The following is a 17,416-nucleotide window of genomic DNA, read 5'->3' as shown; positions in this document are numbered from 1 at the left end:
GGTCCGGCTCGGCCCGGTGCGGCTCGGCCGGTTCCGGTGGTGGCACATCGACGAGGTGCTGCCGATCGAGGTGGACCTCTTCGGCGCCGAGCAGTGGTCCGCGGCGATGTTCTGGAACGAGCTGTCCCACGGGCACTTCTATCTGGTCGCGACCGACGACGATGGCGCGGTGCTCGGCTACGCCGGGCTGGCCGTCGCGCCGCCCGACGAGGCGTGGGTGCAGAACATCGCGGTACGGCGGGACGCGCAGCGCCGGGGCGTGGGGCGGGTGCTGCTGGAGGCCCTGCTCGCCGAGGCCGCCCGGCGGCGCGTACGCAGCGTGCTGCTGGAGGTGGCGGCGGACAACGCGCCGGCCCAGCACCTCTACGCGTCGTACGGCTTCGAACCGATCGGCGTGCGGCGCGGCTACTACCAACCGAGCAACACCGACGCGCTGGTGATGCAGCGCAACCAGGACTGAGAACCCATGGCTGACGAACCACTGATCCTCGGCATCGAGACCTCGTGCGACGAGACCGGTGTCGGCATCGTGCGCGGGCACACCCTGCTCGCCGACGCGCTCGCGTCCAGCGTGGACCAGCACGCCCGGTTCGGTGGGGTGGTGCCCGAGGTGGCCAGCCGGGCGCACCTGGAGGCGATCGTGCCGACCATGCAGCGGGCGCTGACCGAGGCCGGGGTGACCCTCGCCGACGTCGACGCGATCGCGGTCACCGCCGGTCCGGGGCTGGCCGGTGCGCTGCTGGTGGGCGTGGCCGCGGCCAAGGGGTACGCGGTCGCCGCCGAGAAGCCCGTCTACGGGGTCAACCACCTGGCCGCCCACGTGGCGGTGGACACGCTGGAACACGGGCCGCTGCCCGAGCCGGCGATCGCGCTACTGGTCTCCGGGGGGCACTCGTCGCTGCTGCTCGTCGACGACCTGGCCCACGGCGTCACCCCGCTGGGCGCCACCATCGACGACGCGGCCGGGGAAGCCTTCGACAAGGTCGCCCGGCTGCTCGGCCTGCCGTTTCCCGGCGGCCCGTACATCGACCGGGAGGCGCGGGCCGGTGACCCCGCGTCGATCGCGTTCCCGCGTGGCCTGACCGCCGCCAAGGACCTGGCCGCGCACCGGTACGACTTCTCGTTCTCCGGCTTGAAGACCGCGGTGGCCCGGTGGGTGGAGGCGCGGCAGCGGGCAGGCGTTCCGGTGCCGGTGGCCGACGTCGCCGCGTCCTTCCAGGAGGCGGTCTGCGACGTGCTGGTCAGCAAGGCGCTGGACGCCTGCCGCAGCAGTGGCGTGGAGACCCTGGTGATCGGCGGGGGAGTGGCGGCCAACTCGCGGCTGCGGGCGTTGGCCGAGCAGCGGGCCGCGCGAGCGGGCATCCGGGTACGCGTACCCCGGCCGGGGCTGTGCACCGACAACGGCGCGATGGTGGCGGCCCTCGGCTCGCACCTGGTCGCCTCGGGGGTCGCGCCGAGCCGGCTCGACCTGCCCGCGGATTCGGCGATGCCGCTGACCACGGTCAGCGTGTGAGGGAGGACGGCGACGTGATCGTACGCATGTGGGAGGCGCGGGCGGAGCCGTACGCGCTCGCCGAGTTGATCACCTGGGTCTGCGACAGCGCCCTGCCCGAGTTCGAGCACGACCCGCTGCACCTGTCCAGCGAGGTGTTCTCCTCCACCGACCACCGGGTGGTGGTGATCTCGAAGTGGCGCAGCAGTCCCCGGCCGCTGCCCGAGCCGCCGGTGATGCTGCTCGCCCGGCCGCCGCACTCCTGGGACTTCACCCAGGTCGACCGCTGACCCGCAGAGCCACCACGGTCAGCGGATGGTCACCGTGGTGGTCGCGGTGGCCCGGTCGATGTCGCTGGTCCGCGCGCTGATCCGCAGCGTCCACTCGCCGGCCAGCGGGAACTGGATCTCGGCGCTGCCGTGGTGCGGTTCCAGGCTGACCACGTCGATCGCGATCGGCTCGACACCCGCCTCCGGCAGGGCGGCGGTGAGGCTCCACTCCGCCACCGGCAGCTCCTTGCCTTCGGGCGTGTAGACGTACGCGTGCAGGCTGTTCGCCGTGTTCGGCGCCGCCGGGTAGATGTCGAACTGCACCACGAAGATGCTGGTGCTGAGCGACTGCGCGACGCCGTCCCGGGTGACCCCGTCGGCCGTCGCGCCGTCGGTGCGCCCCGGCGGCGTCTGCACCAGCACCGCCGTCAGCGCCAGGACCAGCGCGGTCACCGCGAGTTCGACGCCGGCCGCGCGGGCGACCCAGCGGGGGCGTCCGGCGGCGACCCGCCGCCGGATCAGGCGTCGCTGCCAGGCCGCGATCGCCAGCACGGCCGCGAGCAGTGCGGCCTTGGCGCAGAGCAGACGACCGTACGCGGTGCCGAGCAGCGCCGACGGCCGACCGAGTTCGATCGCGGCCTGGAGCACCCCGGCGGTGACCAGCCAGGCCACGGCCAGCGTGGCCCACCTCGACCAGGCCGGCAGGATGCGGGCGAGGACCCGCTCGTGGGTGCCCCGGAGCAGGAACACGGTGAGGGTGAGCAGCCCACCCAGCCAGACGGCGACCCCGACGACGTGCACGGTGGTCAGCACGATGCTCACCGGCGGCACGGGTGCGGCGACCGGATGCCCGGCGAGCGGCCAGGTGACCGCTCCGGCCACCCCCACTGCGGCCAGCGCCCCGGTCCGGGCACGTCCGGCGGTACCCCGGGTGACCGCCGGCAGCAGCGCCGCGGCGACGCAGACCAGTGCCGGGCGTGCGGCCAACACCAGGCCGATGTCGGTGTCGGCGACGGCACGCAGGTCGGCGGGGGAGAGCTGCCCGACCGGCGCGCCGACCACCTGGGCGGCCTGCCCGACCCAGGTGCCGACGGTGGCCACCGCGACCAGGCCGAGCCCGACCAGCGCCGTCACCGTCGCACTCCGCCGAGATCGTCGGGGTGGCCAGAGGGCCGCCGCGAGCAGCGGCGGACCGACCGCCAGCAGCAGACCGAGGTAGCCGAGGAACTTGGCGGCAGGCACCAGGACCCCGGCCGGTGACTCCGACTCCGCCACGGCCGGCAGCGGCGGGGCCACCGACGGCGCTCCGGCGGCGAAGGTGAAGCTGCCGGCGACCGGGTGGCTGTCGGCGGAGATGACGCGGTAGCTGACCAGGTACGTGCCGAGCGGCCGGTCGGAGGCGCGCAGCATGATCCGCAGGGTCCGGTCACGGACCTCCGGGTCACCGATGTTGATCCGCTTGCCGTCCGGCGCGAGCACCTGCACCCGGCCGGACACCGGTGCGACCGACTCGCTGAAGGTGATCAGGACCTCGCGCGGCGCGTACGGAAGCACCTCGTCGCGCTGCGGGGTGGTGCTCACCACGACGGCGTGCGCCGCCGCTGGGCCGGCGGGACCCAGGGCGGCGCACAGGGTGGCCAGGACCAGCCCGAGCAGGGCGAGGGCCCGGGTACGGGGAGCCATCGGTGCGGGTCGGCTGGTTACCTGCGGCGCAACAGCCGATAGCTGAGGAAGCCGCCGGTGCCGAGGGCGGCGAGGAAGATCGCCCAGATCAGGGTGTTGCTGATGCCCATCGGCGGTGCGGTGTTGGCCTGCGCGGCGGCGATCAGTCCGTCTTCGCCGGGTGCGGGCAGCACGGCGGGCGGCAGTTCGGCGTACCGCACCAGGCCGGTGCTCTCCAGCATCAGCATGTGGTCGCTGACGTACTTGTTGGTGGCGTTGGCCAGGTCCCGGATCACGTCGTTGCGGGTGCTGCCCCGGACCGCGGTGACGACCGGGAGGATCGAGCCGTGGGCGACCCGGAGCCGGGTGACGAAGATCTGGTCGAACTGGGCGCCGGTGGCGTTCTTCATCTCCGTCAGCCACTGCTGCTGCTGTGCGGACGGCACGGTCGGGATGGTCGCGCCGAGCTTGTTGGCGGCCTCCACGGTGAGGCGGTCCAGCTCCTCGTGCTGTCGGGCGATCTCCGCACCGACCTCGCGGACCACCGCCGACTGGCCCTTCTCGGCGGCCATCTGCCCGGCCGGCATCTCCCAGAGCCCGGCCAGGCGCACCCCGTCGAGCAGGGCCTGGTCGGCGGCGGCGAGCTGCTGACCGACGGGCGCGGCCACGGCGGCACCGGGCTGCCAGACGAGAGCGGCGGCGATCGTGGTGAGCAGCACCGCCAGGCGACGGGACCGGGTGCCCTGCCGGCGACGAACGGAATCCAGCGGTGCCATGTCTGCGGCGCCTCCTCGGACGAGAACCGGTCGACTACGTGACGGGCGGCCGCACCCCGCCGGCCGCTCGTCCGCACAGTGGTACGGAATGAGTGGCCGATCAGTTCACCGGTTCCGAAACCGGTTCACGGTCATGTCCGGCCGGATCAGCCGACGTCGAGCGGGTCGGCCAGCAGCCGGTCGAAAGCGAGTTCGGCGGCACCGACCAGCGGGGCGTCCTCGCCGAGCTTCGGGGTCCGCAGGCGGACGTGCTCCAGGCAGGCGGGCAGGCCGTTCGAGTTGAGTCGACTGCGTACCTGGGCGGCGGCGGCCAGATAGAGGTCACGCATGGTGCCGCCGAAGATGACCATCTCCGGGTTGAAGATGTTGACCAGGTTGGCGACGCCGAAACCCAGCCAGTCGCCAGCCTGGCGTACCGCGGTCTGGGCCCGGGCGTCGCCACGGTCGGCGGCGTCGAAGACCGCGAGCATCGCCTCCCGGCCCCGGGCGTCGGAGCGTCCGGCGGCCCGCAGCAGCGCGTGCTCGCCGATCTCGGTCTCCCAGCAGCCCCGGTTGCCGCACTCGCAGCGCACCCCGTCGCGGGTGACCACCATGTGCCCGACCTCGCCGCTGTAACCGCCGTGCCCGGTCAGGCGGCGGCCACCGGCGATGATCCCCGCACCCACGCCGACGTCGCCGTAGAGATAGATGACGTTGTCGCAGCCGGCCGCCACGCCTCGGGCGTGTTCGGCGAAGGCCGCCACGTCGGCGACGTTCCCGACGGTGACCGGGACGTCGACGCCGAGTTCGCTGCCGAGGGTGGTGCCGATCGGCTCGTCCACCCACCCGGTGGTAGGGCCGAGCCGGACCAGCCCGTCGTCGCGGCGCACCATGCCGCAGACCGCCACCCCGGCCCCGACGCAGACCGCGCCCTGCGGCAACCCGTGCCGCATCTCCTTGACCGCCCCGGCCAGCAGCGGGGCGGCCTCCGTCGCGGTCAACCCGCGCGGTCGGTCCAGTTCCCAGCGGTCGAGCACCGCACCGCCCAGACCGACCCGCGCGGCCCGCAGCCGGTCCACCTCGATGCTGTACGCGTACGCGAAGACCCGGTCCGACTCGGGCCGGACGACCAGCGACGGTCGTCCGGCCCGGCCGGTCTCCCTCGGCGCACCCTCGCTCACCAGGCCGGCCGCGGCGAGGTCGGCGGTGAGCGCGCCGATGGTGCTCCGGTTCAAGCCCAGCGTGTTCGTCAGCTCGGCACGCGTGGTGGCGCCGTGCAGGTGCACGTAGCGCAGCAGGGCACCGAGATTCTGCCGGCGGATCTCGTCCTGGCTGGGTCCTACGCGCATCGGGCGTTACTACCTTCGGTACAGCGGATCAGCGGTTGCCGGTGGCCGAGGCTCGTCGTCGCGACAACGCGTCGACACTCGCCGCGAGCAGCAGCACCACGCCGGTGACCACGTACTTCACGCCCGAGCTGTAGCCCATCAGCCCCATGCCATTGTCGATCACCGCCACCACGGCGCCGCCGAGGACCGCGTCCAGGACCCGTCCCTTGCCGCCGAAGAGGCTGGTACCACCGATCACCGCCGCGCCCACCGCGTACAGCAGGACGTTGCTACCACCGGTGTTCGGGTCGACAGAGTTGGCCCGGCTCGCTGCCACGATGCCACCGATCGCCGCCATCGTGGAGCAGATCACGAAGACCGAGATGCGGATCCGGTCCACGTTGATGCCGGCGCGGCGCGCAGCCTCCTTGTTGCCGCCGACCGCATAGATGTGCCGGCCGTAGCTGGTGCGCTGGAGCACGAACGTCCAGACCACGAGCAGGATCGCGATGATCGGCACCACGATCGGCACACCCTTGAGCGAGCTGATCAGCACGTTGCGGCTGCGCTCCAGGTTGAGCACGTAGACGGCGACGCCGAGGACCACGGCCAGGATGCCGATCCGGCCCAGCACCATGGCCAGCGGGTCGTTGAGCAGGCCTCGTGCCGCGCGCTTGCGGTACCGCAGCAACTGCACCGCGGCGAAGCCGGCGACCGCGAGCGCGGTCAGGGCCCAGCCGAGCGCCGGCGGCAGGTTGCGGTTGGCGATCGCCACCAGGACCGAATCACGGACCGAGATGTTCCGGCCCTCTTCCATCAGCAGCAGCACCACGCCCTGGAAGGCGAGGAAGCCGGCGAGGGTGACCACGAACGACGGAATGCCGACCTTGGCGACCAGGAAGCCCAGCGTGGTGCCGATGACCAGGCCGGTGAGCACGGCCGCGAGCACCGCCACGTACCAGGGGTACCCGAGGACGGTCACCACGTTGGCCAGCACCGCCGCGCAGACGCCGCTGGCGAAACCGGCGGACAGGTCGATCTCGCCCAACAGCAGGACGAAGACCAGGCCCATGGCGATCAACGTGACCGCCGCGCCCTGGGTGAACAGGTTGGCGAAGTTGCCTGCGGTGAGGAAGCTCGGACGCATGATCGAGAAGATCGTGCAGAGCACGAGCAGCCCGGCGACGGCGGGCAGCGCGCCGATGTCGCCGCCGCGCACCCGACGCCAGTAGCCGCGTACGTGACTGCCGACGGTGGGTGCCGGCGCCACGGCGGCCGGCCCGTCCTGCTTGACGGCGGTGGAACTCATGCCGACCCTCCGCTGCGCTGCGGGCCGGCATCGGCCCGGAGTTGATGATTCGCTCGCCGAGGCTCGCTCATGCCAGCCCTCCCGGAGTGCTGCTGGCGGGTGCTCCACCGTTGCCGTTGGTGGCCGGTTCGGTGGCGAGCCCGAGCCCGCCGGAACGGCCTGCGGTGATCAGCTCGACCACCTGCGAGTGCGTGATGTCGGTGGTCCTCACCTGGGCGACCATCTGGCCGAGATAGAGCGCGGCGATCCGGTCGGAGACGGCGAAGACGTCGTTCATGTTGTGCGAGATGAGCACCACGGCCAGACCGTTGTCGGCCAGCCGGCGGACCAGTTCGAGCACCTGGGCGGTCTGCGCGACGCCGAGCGCGGCGGTCGGCTCGTCCAGGATCACCAGCTTGCTGTTCCAGAGCACCGCCTTGGCGATCGCCACCGTCTGGCGCTGGCCGCCGGAGAGGCTGGAGACGTGCTGGCGCAGCGACTTGACGGTGCGTACGGAGAGCCCGGCCAGGGTCTCCGCCGCCATCTGCTCCATGGTCGGCTCGTCCAGCACGATGCCGCTGCGCTTCTCGCGCCCGAGGAACATGTTCTGCACGATGTCGAGGTTGTCGCAGAGCGCGAGGTCCTGATAGACGACCTCGATGCCGAGCGAGGCGGCGTCCCGGGGGCTGTTGATGTGCACCGGACGGCCGTCGAAGACGAACTCGCCGGAGTCGGTGGGATGGATGCCGCTGATGCACTTGACCAGGGTCGACTTGCCGGCGCCGTTGTCGCCGACGAGCGCGGTCACCTCGCCCGGGTAGGCGGCGAAGGCGACGTCGCGCAGGACCTGGACGGGACCGAAGCTCTTGTCGATCCCGCGTAGCTCCAGCAGTGGGGTCGCGGACACGGGGGTCTCCTTAGACACGGAGGGAGATCGGGGCCCGTCCAGCGGCGTCGCGCCGCCCGGCACGGGGTTGCCGTGCCGGGCGGCGCCGCCTAGGCGGGTGGGTCAGCTGATGCCCGCTTCGGTGCAGAGCTTGACGAAGTCGGCGGTGCAGACCTCTTCCTTGGTCACGTAGCCGTCGGCGATGACGTCCTTGACGTTCTCCTTGAAGATCGCCTTCGGGGTGAGCAGGACGCTGGGCACGTCGCGGCCGCTCTCCGGGTCCTTGACCGTCTGGCCGGTCTCCTTGCGCTCGCCCTTGGCCAGCGCGATGGCCAGCTCGGCGGCGGCGTCCGCCTCCTGCTTGACCGCCTTGTAGACGGTCATGCACTGGTCACCGGCGAGGATGTTCTGCAGACCCTGCGGGTCGGCGTCCTGGCCGGTCACCGGGACCTTGCCGTTGAGGTTGTTCTTCTTGAGCACCGAGATGGCGGCGTTGCCCAGGCCGTCGTTGGCGCTCAGCACGCCGTCGATCTTGCCGCTGGCCTTGGTGAGCTGCTGCTCGAAGATGGTGGCGGCCTGCGCGTTGTCCCAGTCCGGCACCGAGTCGTCGGCGGCCTGGGTGTACTCGCCCGAGTCGAACTTCGGCTTGAGGACCGAGTCGTACCCGTTCTTGAACAGGGTCGCGTTGTTGTCGGTCGGCGAGCCGTTCAGGTATGCGATCGCCGGCTTCTCCACCTTGGCGTCGGTGAGGCACTTGACGAGGCCCTCGCCCTGGAGCTTGCCGACGGCCTCGTTGTCGAAGCTGACGTAGTACTCCGCCGAGCCGCCGAGGGTGAGGCGGTCGTAGTCGATCGTGGCGACGCCCTGCGACTTGGCCTTGTCGAGCACGGCCTTGCCGGTGCCGGAGTCCAGGTTGACGATCATCAGCGCGGTGACGCCGCTGGTGATCATCTGGTCGGCGATGGTCTGGAACGCGTTCTTGTCACCCTGGGCGTTCTGGATGTCGTACTGAACGCCGGCGGCCTTGAACGCCGCCTCCAGGAACTTACGGTCCGCGCTCTCCCACCGGACCGAGGACTTGCTGTCCGGCAGGATCACCCCGATCTTCGGGGTCTTGTCGGAACCGGCCTGGTTGCCGCCGGAGTCGTCGCCGCAGGCCGTCATGCTGCCGAGGGTCAGGAGACCCACGGCGCCGACGGCGAGGAAGCCCTTGCGCATGTGCAGGGTCCTTTCGAGGGTGGGGGAGAGGTGCGGTGTTTGTTTTGTTGTGTCCGGCAACGTATTGCGCCCCACCCGCCAGCACAAGAGTGTGATGGCGATGAGTTTGTTGTCGGCGGTAACAATTCAGCAACGCCGAGGACACCCGCCCGGTACGGGACCGGACGACGGTGGGTGAGTGCGCAGGTGGAGTGCGGTCAGCCGGTGGTCAACGCGGCGGTGCGGGCCTCGGTGAGCGCCACGAGATCCGTGGGCGCCAATTCCACCTGGAGACCCCGGCGACCGGCCGACACGTACACGGTGGGGTGGGTCAGGGCGGACTCGTCGAGCACCGTGGGCAGCCGCTTGCGTTGGCCGAGCGGGCTGATGCCGCCCCGCACGTACCCGGTGGCACGCTGGGCCACCGCGCGGTCGGCCAGCGCCGCCCGCTTGCCGCCCACGGCGGCGGCGAGGGCCTTGAGGTCCAACTCGCCGGTGACCGGCACCACCGCCACGGTCAGCGCGCCGTCGACCTCGGTGACCAGGGTCTTGAAGACCCGCTCCGGCGCGACCGCGAGCGCCGCGGCGACCAGCGCGCCGTAGTTGGCGGCGTCCGCCGGGACGTCGTACGGGTGGGTGCGGTGCGTGATCCTCCGCTTCGCCAGCAGCGCGATCGCCGGCGTACCCCGTCCCGCCATGCCCGCCAACCTAGTCCGTCGATCGTCCGCTGGGCCAGCGGCGGTCCGGTGTGGCCGGGCCGGCGCGGTGCGGGCCGCCGTCGAGCTGTTCTACGACCGGGTGTTGGCCGGCTACTTCACCGAGGTGCTGGCGGTCGGTGCTCGCCGTGTGGTGATCCGGCGGATCAGGGCACCGGCTGGCAGACCAGCACCGTCGGGGCGTCGGCGACCCGGGTCAGCACCAGGCTGGCCGGCTGGTCACCGGCCAGCCGCAGGTCCCGCCGGAGCCGCTCCGGTTCCAGCGCGGAGCCCCGCTTGAGGATCTCCACCCGGCCGACCCGACGCTCCCGCAGCAGCGCCCGCAGCCGCTTGAGCGAGAACGCCAGCACGTCGGTCACCTCCAGGCACCGGGCGTACGGGGTGGGGGTGGCCCGGTCGGCGTAGAGGTAGGCGATGCTCGGGTCGGCCAGCGTGGCGTCCAGGTCTTCGGCCAGCTCGGCGACCAGGTGCGCCCGCACCACCGCCGAGTCCGGGTCGTAGACGAACCTGCGTACCGGCCCGACCGGCGCCTGCGCCGTCCCCGCCCCGACGAGCTGATGCACGCTTGCGCCGGGGTGTAAGGAGGGGACCCCTGCTATACACGAGGCGTTAGTAGGGGACCCCTCCTTGCACACAGTCGCGCGGCGCGGGTGCTCGGCGAGCGGGCCGCACCAGAGGGCCGCCTCCACCAGGTCGCCGTCGACACCGACCCACTCGGCCTCGGCGCCGCCCGGGATCAGGGCGTGGTCGATCCCCGGCGCCACCTTCACCACCGTGCGCGGCACCCGTTCGGCGAGTCCGACGACGAAGTCCCAGGGCGGCGAGTACGCGTTCGGGTCGAAGATCCGGCGACCGGTGCCGGCCCGACGACGCGCCGGATCACAGAAGACCGCGTCGACCCGGGTCACGTCGAACGCGGTCGCGTCGCCACACTCGACGGTGACGAGGTCGGCCACCCCGGCGGCGTGGGCGTTCGCCTCGGCGAGCGCGGCGGTGAGCGGGTCGGCCTCCACCGCGTACACCCGGATGCCGGCGCGGGCGGCGGCCAGCGCATCGGCGCCCAACCCGCAGCCCAGGTCCGCCAGGGTGCCCACCCCGGCCGCCCGCAGGCGGCGCGCCCGGCGATCCGCGACGACCCGCCGGGTGGCCTGCTCCAGACCGGGCCGGGTGAAGAACATGCCGCTCGCCTCCGGCCCGAACTTGCCGGTGGCGCGGCGGCGCAACTCCGCCTGGGTCAGTGCCGCCGCCGCCAATCCGGCCGGCACCCCGGCCGCGCGGAGCGTGGCCGCCGCGTGCAGCGGGTCGCCGCCGGCCACCCGCCCCGCCGCGTCGAGCGCAGCCGACCCCTCGTCGGTACGCAACACGGCGAACTGCTCCAGATCCACCCGCCCATTGTCCGGGCCGCCACCCGTCCCCGCCCCGACCGCCCCCCGCCACTGCCCCTGACCGCTCCCGCCCCGCTGTCCCCGACCGCCCCCGCCCGCCCCCGCCCGGCGCTGTCCGGCTCATGATCGTGCTCGATCCAGGATCGAGTGGTCTCGCGGTCGCCGGGATGCCACTCGATCCTGGATCGAGCGTGACCTTGACGCCGTTCGCGGCATCCCGTCCACCCGTCGATCATGCGGCAGCCCGCACCGTCGCCCTGCCGATCATGGGGTTGTGGCTCGGGCAATGCCCTGGATCGGGCGTTTCGTCGACCACAACTCCATGATCGACGGGCGACGGGCGACGGGCGACGGGCGACGGGCGACGGGCGACGGGCGACGGGCGACGGGACGGCGGGACGGCGGGCGACGGGACGGCGGGGCGATGGGACAGCGGGGCGAGGGGACAGCGGGGCGGCGGCGAGCAACGGGGCCACGAGGTGGCGGGGCGGCGGTGGCGGGGCGCGTCGCGGGTGGTGAAGCGTCGACTACGGCGGCGGGTGCGGGGTGGCAGCGCCAGCGTCAGTTACGGCGGCGGGTGCTGTGGGTGGTCGGCGCCAGCGTCAGCGCCCGGGCGTGGGGGTGGTCAGCGGGTGGGGTGGTGGGTGGTGACGAAGGCGTGCCAGGCGGCCGGGGTGAAGGTGAGCGCCGGGCCGGTCGGGTCCTTGCTGTCGCGTACGGCGACCACGCCGGGCAGGTTGTCGGCTACCTCGACGCAGGCGCCGCCGTTCTGATTGCTGCGGGAGGACTTGCGCCAGGCGGCGCGGGTCAGGTCCATGAGTTCGCCACTTCCTCGATCAGGCGGGCGGACTGCCGGCGCGGCAGCGCCTCACCGGCCACAGTCTCCCAACGCCGTCCGAGGCTGGCAAGCTCGTTAGGGCTGTCCACGGTGTGCCCCCGGAGTTGGTTGTCCAGGTGGGCCACCTCGGTGCCGTCGGCGAGCCGGGCCAGCACGAACGGCCCGGCAAGTCCGCCGTACCACGGCGTCGCGGCCGGGATGATCCGCACCTGGACGTGCGGGCGGTCGGCGAGGCCACACAGGTGCGCCAACTGCTCGCGCATGGTCGCGGGCTCGCCGACCTGTCGGCGCAGCACCTGCTCGTCGAGCACCGCGACGAGGTGCGGCGGCTCCTCGCGGGCGAGTACCTCCTGCCGCGCCATCCGGGCCAGCACCCGCTTCTCGATCTGCTCGTCGGTCAGCGGCGGTTCGGCCCGGAGCATCGCCCGTGCGTACGCCTCGGTCTGGAGCAGGCCCGGCACCACCGCCGGGTCGTACCAGCGCAGCGCGACGGCCTCCCGCTCGATCTCGCCCCACGGTCGGAACCAGTCCGGCTCGGCGTGCAACCGGATCAACTCCAGCATCCCGACAAAGAGGCCGCCGGTTTCCAGCACCTTGTCGAACCGGGCCAGGTAGTCGGCGCTGAGCTGGTTTTGCCCGGTCTCCATCGCGCTGATCGACGACGGAGCGTAGTTGACCATCTTGCCCAGTTCCTCCTGGCTGAGCCCGCGCAGCTTGCGGGCCCGGCGCAGTTGGTCGCGCAGGAAACCCAGGGTTGGCACATCCGCCATCTGTCTGCCCTCCGTCACGTAGTCGCGCCGGAGAGTAAGGGTCGGTCGTTCGGTGGGGAAGCGAGTGTCGGCGTGTTGCGGTCGACCGTGGCGAACGCTGGCGCAAGAGCGGCAGGAGAGTGGCGAGATAGTGGCGCAAGAGTGGGGAAAGAGTGGCGACACGAGGTGGTGGGTTGGCACTCTCCTTGACGGAGTGCTAGCCGAGGAATAACCTGCGATTAGCACTCTCACCCTGAGGGTGCCAACGTCCGGGCCCTGGTGTCCGGGGGTTGAACGCCAGGCGGACCGGCACCCGCGACGACGGCCCCGCCCGGTGGCATGTGGCAATTGACGCCGGTCGGCATGCCGACCGGTAACGAAACCAAGTACCCCAGGAGGGTATGCCCGTGACTACCGCGACCAAGGTTGCGATCAAGCCGCTCGAGGACCGCATCGTGGTCCAGGCGAACGAGGCCGAGACCACCACCGCCTCGGGCATCGTGATCCCCGACACCGCCAAGGAGAAGCCGCAGGAGGGCACCGTCCTCGCTGTCGGCCCGGGCCGGATCGACGACAAGGGCAACCGCGTGCCGATCGACGTCTCCGTCGGCGACACCGTTCTCTACTCGAAGTACGGCGGCACCGAGGTCAAGTACGCCGGCGAGGAGTACCTGGTGCTCTCCGCCCGCGACGTCCTCGCGGTCATCGAGAAGTAACCAACCGATCAGTGACGTTGCCCCGGTCCGGCTCGCCGGGCCGGGGCAACCTCGCGTCGAAGGGACATTCATGGCGAAGATCCTGAGCTTCTCGGACGACGCCCGGCACCTGCTGGAGCACGGTGTCAACGCGCTCGCGGACGCGGTCAAGGTCACCCTCGGGCCGCGCGGGCGCAACGTCGTCCTGGACAAGAAATTCGGTGCGCCGACGATCACCAACGATGGTGTGACCATCGCCAAGGAGATCGAGCTCACCAACCCGTACGAGAACCTCGGCGCGCAGCTGGTCAAGGAGGTGGCGACCAAGACCAACGACGTCGCCGGCGACGGGACCACCACCGCGACCGTGCTGGCCCAGGCCATGGTCCGCGAGGGTCTGCGCAACGTCACCGCGGGTGCCAACCCGGCCGGCCTCAAGCGGGGCATCGACGCGGCCTCCGCGAAGGTCTCCGAGGCGCTGCTCGGCAAGGCCGTCGAGGTCGCCGACAAGAAGGCCGTGGCGCACGTCGCGACGGTCTCCGCGCAGGACTCCACCATCGGTGAGCTGATCGCCGAGGCGATGGAGCGGGTCGGCCGCGACGGCGTGATCACCGTCGAGGAGGGCTCCGCCCTGCACACCGAGCTGGACGTGACCGAGGGTCTCCAGTTCGACAAGGGCTTCATCTCGCCGAACTTCGTCACCGACGCGGAGTCGCAGGAGTCCGTCCTGGAGGACGCGTACATCCTGATCACCACGCAGAAGATCTCGGCGATCGAGGAGCTGCTGCCGCTGCTGGAGAAGGTTCTCCAGAACAACAAGCCGCTGCTGATCGTCGCCGAGGACGTCGAGGGTCAGGCCCTGTCCACCCTGGTGGTGAACGCGATCCGCAAGACCCTCAAGGTCTGCGCGGTCAAGGCCCCCGGCTTCGGTGACCGCCGCAAGGCGATGCTCCAGGACATGGCGATCCTGACCGGCGCCGAGCTGGTCGCGCCGGAGCTGGGCTACAAGCTCGACCAGGTCGGCCTGGAGGTGCTGGGCACCGCCCGGCGCATCGTGGTCGACAAGGAGAACACCACGATCGTCGACGGTGGCGGGCAGGGCACCGAGGTCACCGACCGGGTCGCGCAGATCCGCAAGGAGATCGAGGCGTCGGACTCCGAGTGGGACCGGGAGAAGCTCGCCGAGCGGCTGGCCAAGCTCTCCGGCGGCATCGCGGTGGTCAAGGTCGGCGCGGCCACCGAGGTCGAGATGAAGGAGCGCAAGCACCGCATCGAGGACGCCATCGCCGCGACCAAGGCCGCGGTCGAGGAGGGTACGGTCCCCGGTGGCGGTGCCGCCCTGGCCCAGATCCTGCCGGTGCTCGACGACGACCTGGGCTTCACCGGTGACGAGAAGGTCGGCGTCTCGATCGTGCGCAAGGCGCTGGTCGAGCCGCTGCGCTGGATCGCCCAGAACGCCGGCCACGACGGTTACGTGGTGGTGCAGAAGGTCGTCGCCGCCGAGTGGGGCACCGGCCTCGACGCCGCCGTCGGCGAGTACGTCGACCTGGCCAAGGCGGGCATCATCGACCCGGTCAAGGTGACCCGTAACGCGGTCACCAACGCCGCGTCGATCGCCGGTCTGCTGCTCACCACCGAGAGCCTCGTGGTGGACAAGCCGAAGGAGGCGGAGCCCGCCGCCGGTGGTCACGGCCACGGCCACGGGCACGGCCACCAGCACGGCCCGGGTTTCTGACCCGAGGAGTACGTGGACGCGGGGCGCATCGTCGACGACGGTGCGCCCCGCGTGTGTTCCGGCCCGGTCACGCCGGGTCGAGGTGACTACCGGTCGGGCGTACGGTCGGAAACACTGGACCGGTGAGCAGTACGACACCCCGGTACGCCGCCCTGGCCGGTGTCGCCGCCGCAGCGGCGGCCATCGGTGCCGCCGAAGTGGTGGCGGTGCTGACCGGCCCTCGTTCCGCCCCGCTGGTGGCGGTCGGTGGGCTGGTCGTGGACGCCGCCCCCGAGCCGGTGAAGCGGTTCGGCATCGCGGTCTTCGGCACGTACGACAAGATCGCCCTGCTGGTCGGGACGGCGGTGCTGCTGGCCGCCTTCGCCGCCCTGCTGGGCGTGCTGGCCGTCCGCCGTCTGGTGGTCGGCCTGGCCGGTATCGCGGCGTTCGCCGCACTGGGTGCCGGTGCGGCGCTGACCCGGGCCGGCGCGGACGGCCTGGACGCGCTGCCGTCACTGGTCGGCGCGCTGGTCGGCGGCGTGACGCTCTGGGCGTTCGTCGCCGGTCCGCTGGAACTCGACCCGTGGCCCTGGTCCCCGCCGACGGAGCAGCGTCCACCCGGGCCGGATGGGGTGGGACCGCAGCGTCCGACCGCGCCGGACGGGGCGGGATCGCAGCAGCGGACCGATCCGGAGTCACGGCGGCGGTTCCTGACCGGTGTCGGCGGGGTGCTCGGGGTGGCCGTGGTCGGCGGTGCGGCCGGGCGATGGTGGGCCGGTCGACGCGGCGTCGCCGACGCGCGGGCGGCGATCAGGCTGCCCGCCCCGGTCTCCGCCGCGCCGCCGCTGCCCGCCGGTGTCGACCTTCAGGTGCCGGGCCTGACGCCCTTCGTCACCGAGAACCGGCGTTTCTATCGCATCGACACCGCGCTGGTGGTGCCGCAGGTGGATCCGGAGACGTGGCGGCTGCGCATCCACGGCCGGGTGCGCAACCCGGTGACGCTGAGCTTCGCGGACCTGCTGGCCCGGCCGATGGTGGAGCGGTACGTCACGCTGGCCTGCGTCTCCAACGAGGTCGGTGACGACCTGATCGGCAACGCGCGGTGGCTCGGCGTACCGATCCGGGAGCTGCTCGACGAGGTGCAGCCGCTCGACGGCGCGGACCAGGTGGTCGGGCGCTCGGTGGACGGCTGGACCTGCGGCACCCCGACGGCGGTGCTGCGGGACGGGCGGGACGCATTGCTCGCCGTCGGCATGAACGGCGAGCCGCTGCCGGTGGCGCACGGATTCCCCGCCCGGATGGTGGTGCCCGGCCTCTACGGCTACGTGTCGGCGTGCAAGTGGATCACCGAGCTGGAGCTGACCAGCTTTGCCGACTTCGACGCGTACTGGGTGCCCCGGGGCTGGTCGGCCGAGGGGCCGGTGAAGACGCAGTCGCGGATCGACACGCCCCGCCCGCGTAACCGTCCTGCCCCCGGCCCGGTCACCGTGGCCGGGGTGGCGTGGGCGCAGCACCGGGGCGTACGCCGGGTCGAGGTACGCGTCGACGGCGGGCCGTGGCAGGAGGCGGAGTTGGCGCCGACGGCCTCGGTGGACACCTGGGTGCAGTGGTCCTGGCGGTGGGAGGCGACGCCCGGCGAGCACACGCTCCAGGTCAGGGCGACGGACAGCACCGGCGAGACGCAGACCGGGCAACGGCAGGCCGTGGCACCGGACGGCGCGACCGGCTGGCACTCGGTCACCCTGACGGTCGAGTGACGCACAGACCGACGCCGCGCTTCCGGGGGGCGGGAGCGCGGCGTCGGGGGCGTTCGGTCAGGCGACGTTGCGTTGGGGCGGCAGGGTCGACTTGTGGGAGCTGCCCAGCCGGGCCTCCAGCCGGTTGACGTCCACCCGGCTCTGCCGACGGTCGGCGAGGTCCTCCCAGCCGACCGCGAGCAGGCGCAGGCGCTCCGACTCGCTGAACCCACCCCAGACGCCGTACGGCTCCCGCACCGCCAGCGCGTGTGCGGCGCACTCGGCCCGGACCGGGCAGGCGCGGCAGACGTTCTTGGCGGAGGACTCGCGCCGGAGCCGGGAGGATCCGCGCTCGCCGTCGGGGTGGAAGAACTGGGCGCTGTCGCGGCCACGGCAGGAGCCGAGCCGCTGCCAGTCCCACAGGTCGATGATGGGTCCGGGCAGTCTACGTACGTTCGACATCTGCACCCCTCCTCTCGCGCGGCACCGCGAGATACTTCGTGGCCGGCTGTCCGGGCGGCGGGCCGCGCAGGCGCACCGTTCCCGGCCTGAGCCCCTCGGTACCCAGCGCCCTCTCGGCTCACACGTGTGTGATCCAAAACCTTTGGCAGATTGGGGCATATGCCCTATCTGTCGGAAAAGTTGGAAGAGTTGCCGGGAACCTCCTCCCGACCCCACCCGGTCATGGTCTGCTCGTGTGCGGAGA

17 protein-coding genes are annotated in these 17,416 nt (G+C 72.1%); 6 read left to right on the top strand and 11 right to left on the bottom strand.

Translation table 11 applies throughout. From position 1 onward, the window contains the following. The first annotated feature begins 16 nt into the window (after positions 1 to 16). From rimI to ABT008_RS01855, 3 genes are read left to right on the top strand one after another with little or no spacing between them, the layout of a single operon-like run. Positions 17 to 460, top strand: coding sequence for a ribosomal protein S18-alanine N-acetyltransferase (gene rimI, locus ABT008_RS01865; RefSeq protein WP_350693173.1), 444 nt, complete (start codon positions 17 to 19; stop codon positions 458 to 460). A 6-nt stretch (positions 461 to 466) separates the two neighbouring features. Beyond that, entirely contained in the window at positions 467 to 1,513 is a 1,047-nt protein-coding gene (gene tsaD / locus ABT008_RS01860; RefSeq protein WP_350692794.1) for a tRNA (adenosine(37)-N6)-threonylcarbamoyltransferase complex transferase subunit TsaD, read from the top strand. A gap of 14 nt (positions 1,514 to 1,527) precedes the next feature. Next, on the top strand, positions 1,528 to 1,782 hold the full coding sequence (locus tag ABT008_RS01855) for a hypothetical protein (protein ID WP_131056998.1): 255 nt from the start codon (positions 1,528 to 1,530) through the stop codon (positions 1,780 to 1,782). Between the two features lie 18 nt (positions 1,783 to 1,800). Here the strand turns inward: ABT008_RS01855 and ABT008_RS01850 are convergent, their stop codons facing one another. From ABT008_RS01850 to ABT008_RS01805, 10 genes are all read right to left on the bottom strand, one after another. Then, positions 1,801 to 3,444, bottom strand: coding sequence for a copper resistance CopC/CopD family protein (locus tag ABT008_RS01850; protein WP_350692792.1), 1,644 nt, complete (start codon positions 3,442 to 3,444; stop codon positions 1,801 to 1,803). A 17-nt stretch (positions 3,445 to 3,461) separates the two neighbouring features. After that, the gene (locus ABT008_RS01845; RefSeq protein WP_350692790.1) at positions 3,462 to 4,199 is read right to left on the bottom strand and encodes a DUF4142 domain-containing protein; all 738 of its coding nucleotides are present in this window, start codon (positions 4,197 to 4,199) and stop codon (positions 3,462 to 3,464) included. A gap of 146 nt (positions 4,200 to 4,345) precedes the next feature. Further along, entirely contained in the window at positions 4,346 to 5,527 is a 1,182-nt protein-coding gene (locus ABT008_RS01840) for an ROK family protein (RefSeq protein WP_350692788.1), read from the bottom strand. A gap of 28 nt (positions 5,528 to 5,555) precedes the next feature. After that, positions 5,556 to 6,815 carry a sugar ABC transporter permease gene (locus ABT008_RS01835; RefSeq protein ID WP_350692787.1) on the bottom strand — a complete coding sequence of 420 codons (1,260 nt, stop codon included), beginning with the start codon at positions 6,813 to 6,815 and terminating at the stop codon, positions 5,556 to 5,558. 67 nt (positions 6,816 to 6,882) lie between these two features. Next, positions 6,883 to 7,701 carry an ATP-binding cassette domain-containing protein gene (locus ABT008_RS01830; protein WP_350692786.1) on the bottom strand — a complete coding sequence of 273 codons (819 nt, stop codon included), beginning with the start codon at positions 7,699 to 7,701 and terminating at the stop codon, positions 6,883 to 6,885. 102 nt (positions 7,702 to 7,803) lie between these two features. Then, complete coding sequence (locus tag ABT008_RS01825; protein ID WP_350692784.1) at positions 7,804 to 8,898, bottom strand: sugar ABC transporter substrate-binding protein; 1,095 nt, start codon at positions 8,896 to 8,898, stop codon at positions 7,804 to 7,806. 197 nt (positions 8,899 to 9,095) lie between these two features. Further along, positions 9,096 to 9,575, bottom strand: coding sequence for a Cys-tRNA(Pro) deacylase (ybaK, locus tag ABT008_RS01820; protein ID WP_350692782.1), 480 nt, complete (start codon positions 9,573 to 9,575; stop codon positions 9,096 to 9,098). A gap of 164 nt (positions 9,576 to 9,739) precedes the next feature. Further along, positions 9,740 to 10,978 (bottom strand): THUMP-like domain-containing protein, encoded by a 1,239-nt coding sequence (locus ABT008_RS01815; RefSeq protein WP_350692781.1) that lies wholly within the window; start codon positions 10,976 to 10,978, stop codon positions 9,740 to 9,742. A gap of 625 nt (positions 10,979 to 11,603) precedes the next feature. Beyond that, positions 11,604 to 11,795 carry a DUF397 domain-containing protein gene (locus ABT008_RS01810; protein WP_350692779.1) on the bottom strand — a complete coding sequence of 64 codons (192 nt, stop codon included), beginning with the start codon at positions 11,793 to 11,795 and terminating at the stop codon, positions 11,604 to 11,606. Then, positions 11,786 to 12,586: a helix-turn-helix domain-containing protein gene (locus ABT008_RS01805; protein WP_350692778.1), complete on the bottom strand. Its 801-nt coding sequence runs from the start codon at positions 12,584 to 12,586 to the stop codon at positions 11,786 to 11,788. The genes ABT008_RS01810 and ABT008_RS01805 overlap by 10 nt, the downstream gene beginning before the upstream one ends. Before the next feature lie 386 nt (positions 12,587 to 12,972). Between ABT008_RS01805 and groES the strand changes: the two genes are divergently transcribed. The 3 genes from groES to ABT008_RS01790 all read left to right on the top strand — a co-directional run bounded on the left by groES (position 12,973) and on the right by ABT008_RS01790 (position 16,731). Beyond that, the gene (gene groES / locus ABT008_RS01800; protein ID WP_498070723.1) at positions 12,973 to 13,281 is read left to right on the top strand and encodes a co-chaperone GroES; all 309 of its coding nucleotides are present in this window, start codon (positions 12,973 to 12,975) and stop codon (positions 13,279 to 13,281) included. A gap of 70 nt (positions 13,282 to 13,351) precedes the next feature. After that, the gene (gene groL, locus ABT008_RS01795) at positions 13,352 to 14,995 is read left to right on the top strand and encodes a chaperonin GroEL (protein WP_350692777.1); all 1,644 of its coding nucleotides are present in this window, start codon (positions 13,352 to 13,354) and stop codon (positions 14,993 to 14,995) included. 122 nt (positions 14,996 to 15,117) lie between these two features. Then, the gene (locus tag ABT008_RS01790) at positions 15,118 to 16,731 is read left to right on the top strand and encodes a molybdopterin-dependent oxidoreductase (RefSeq protein WP_350692775.1); all 1,614 of its coding nucleotides are present in this window, start codon (positions 15,118 to 15,120) and stop codon (positions 16,729 to 16,731) included. Between the two features lie 57 nt (positions 16,732 to 16,788). Here the strand turns inward: ABT008_RS01790 and ABT008_RS01785 are convergent, their stop codons facing one another. Beyond that, positions 16,789 to 17,172 (bottom strand): WhiB family transcriptional regulator, encoded by a 384-nt coding sequence (locus ABT008_RS01785; protein ID WP_350692774.1) that lies wholly within the window; start codon positions 17,170 to 17,172, stop codon positions 16,789 to 16,791. Positions 17,173 to 17,416 lie beyond the last annotated feature (244 nt).

It is taken from the genome of Micromonospora sp. NPDC002389 (assembly GCF_040296095.1).
GTDB lineage: Bacteria > Actinomycetota > Actinomycetes > Mycobacteriales > Micromonosporaceae > Micromonospora.
This window is presented reverse-complemented; position numbering and strand designations above follow the sequence as displayed.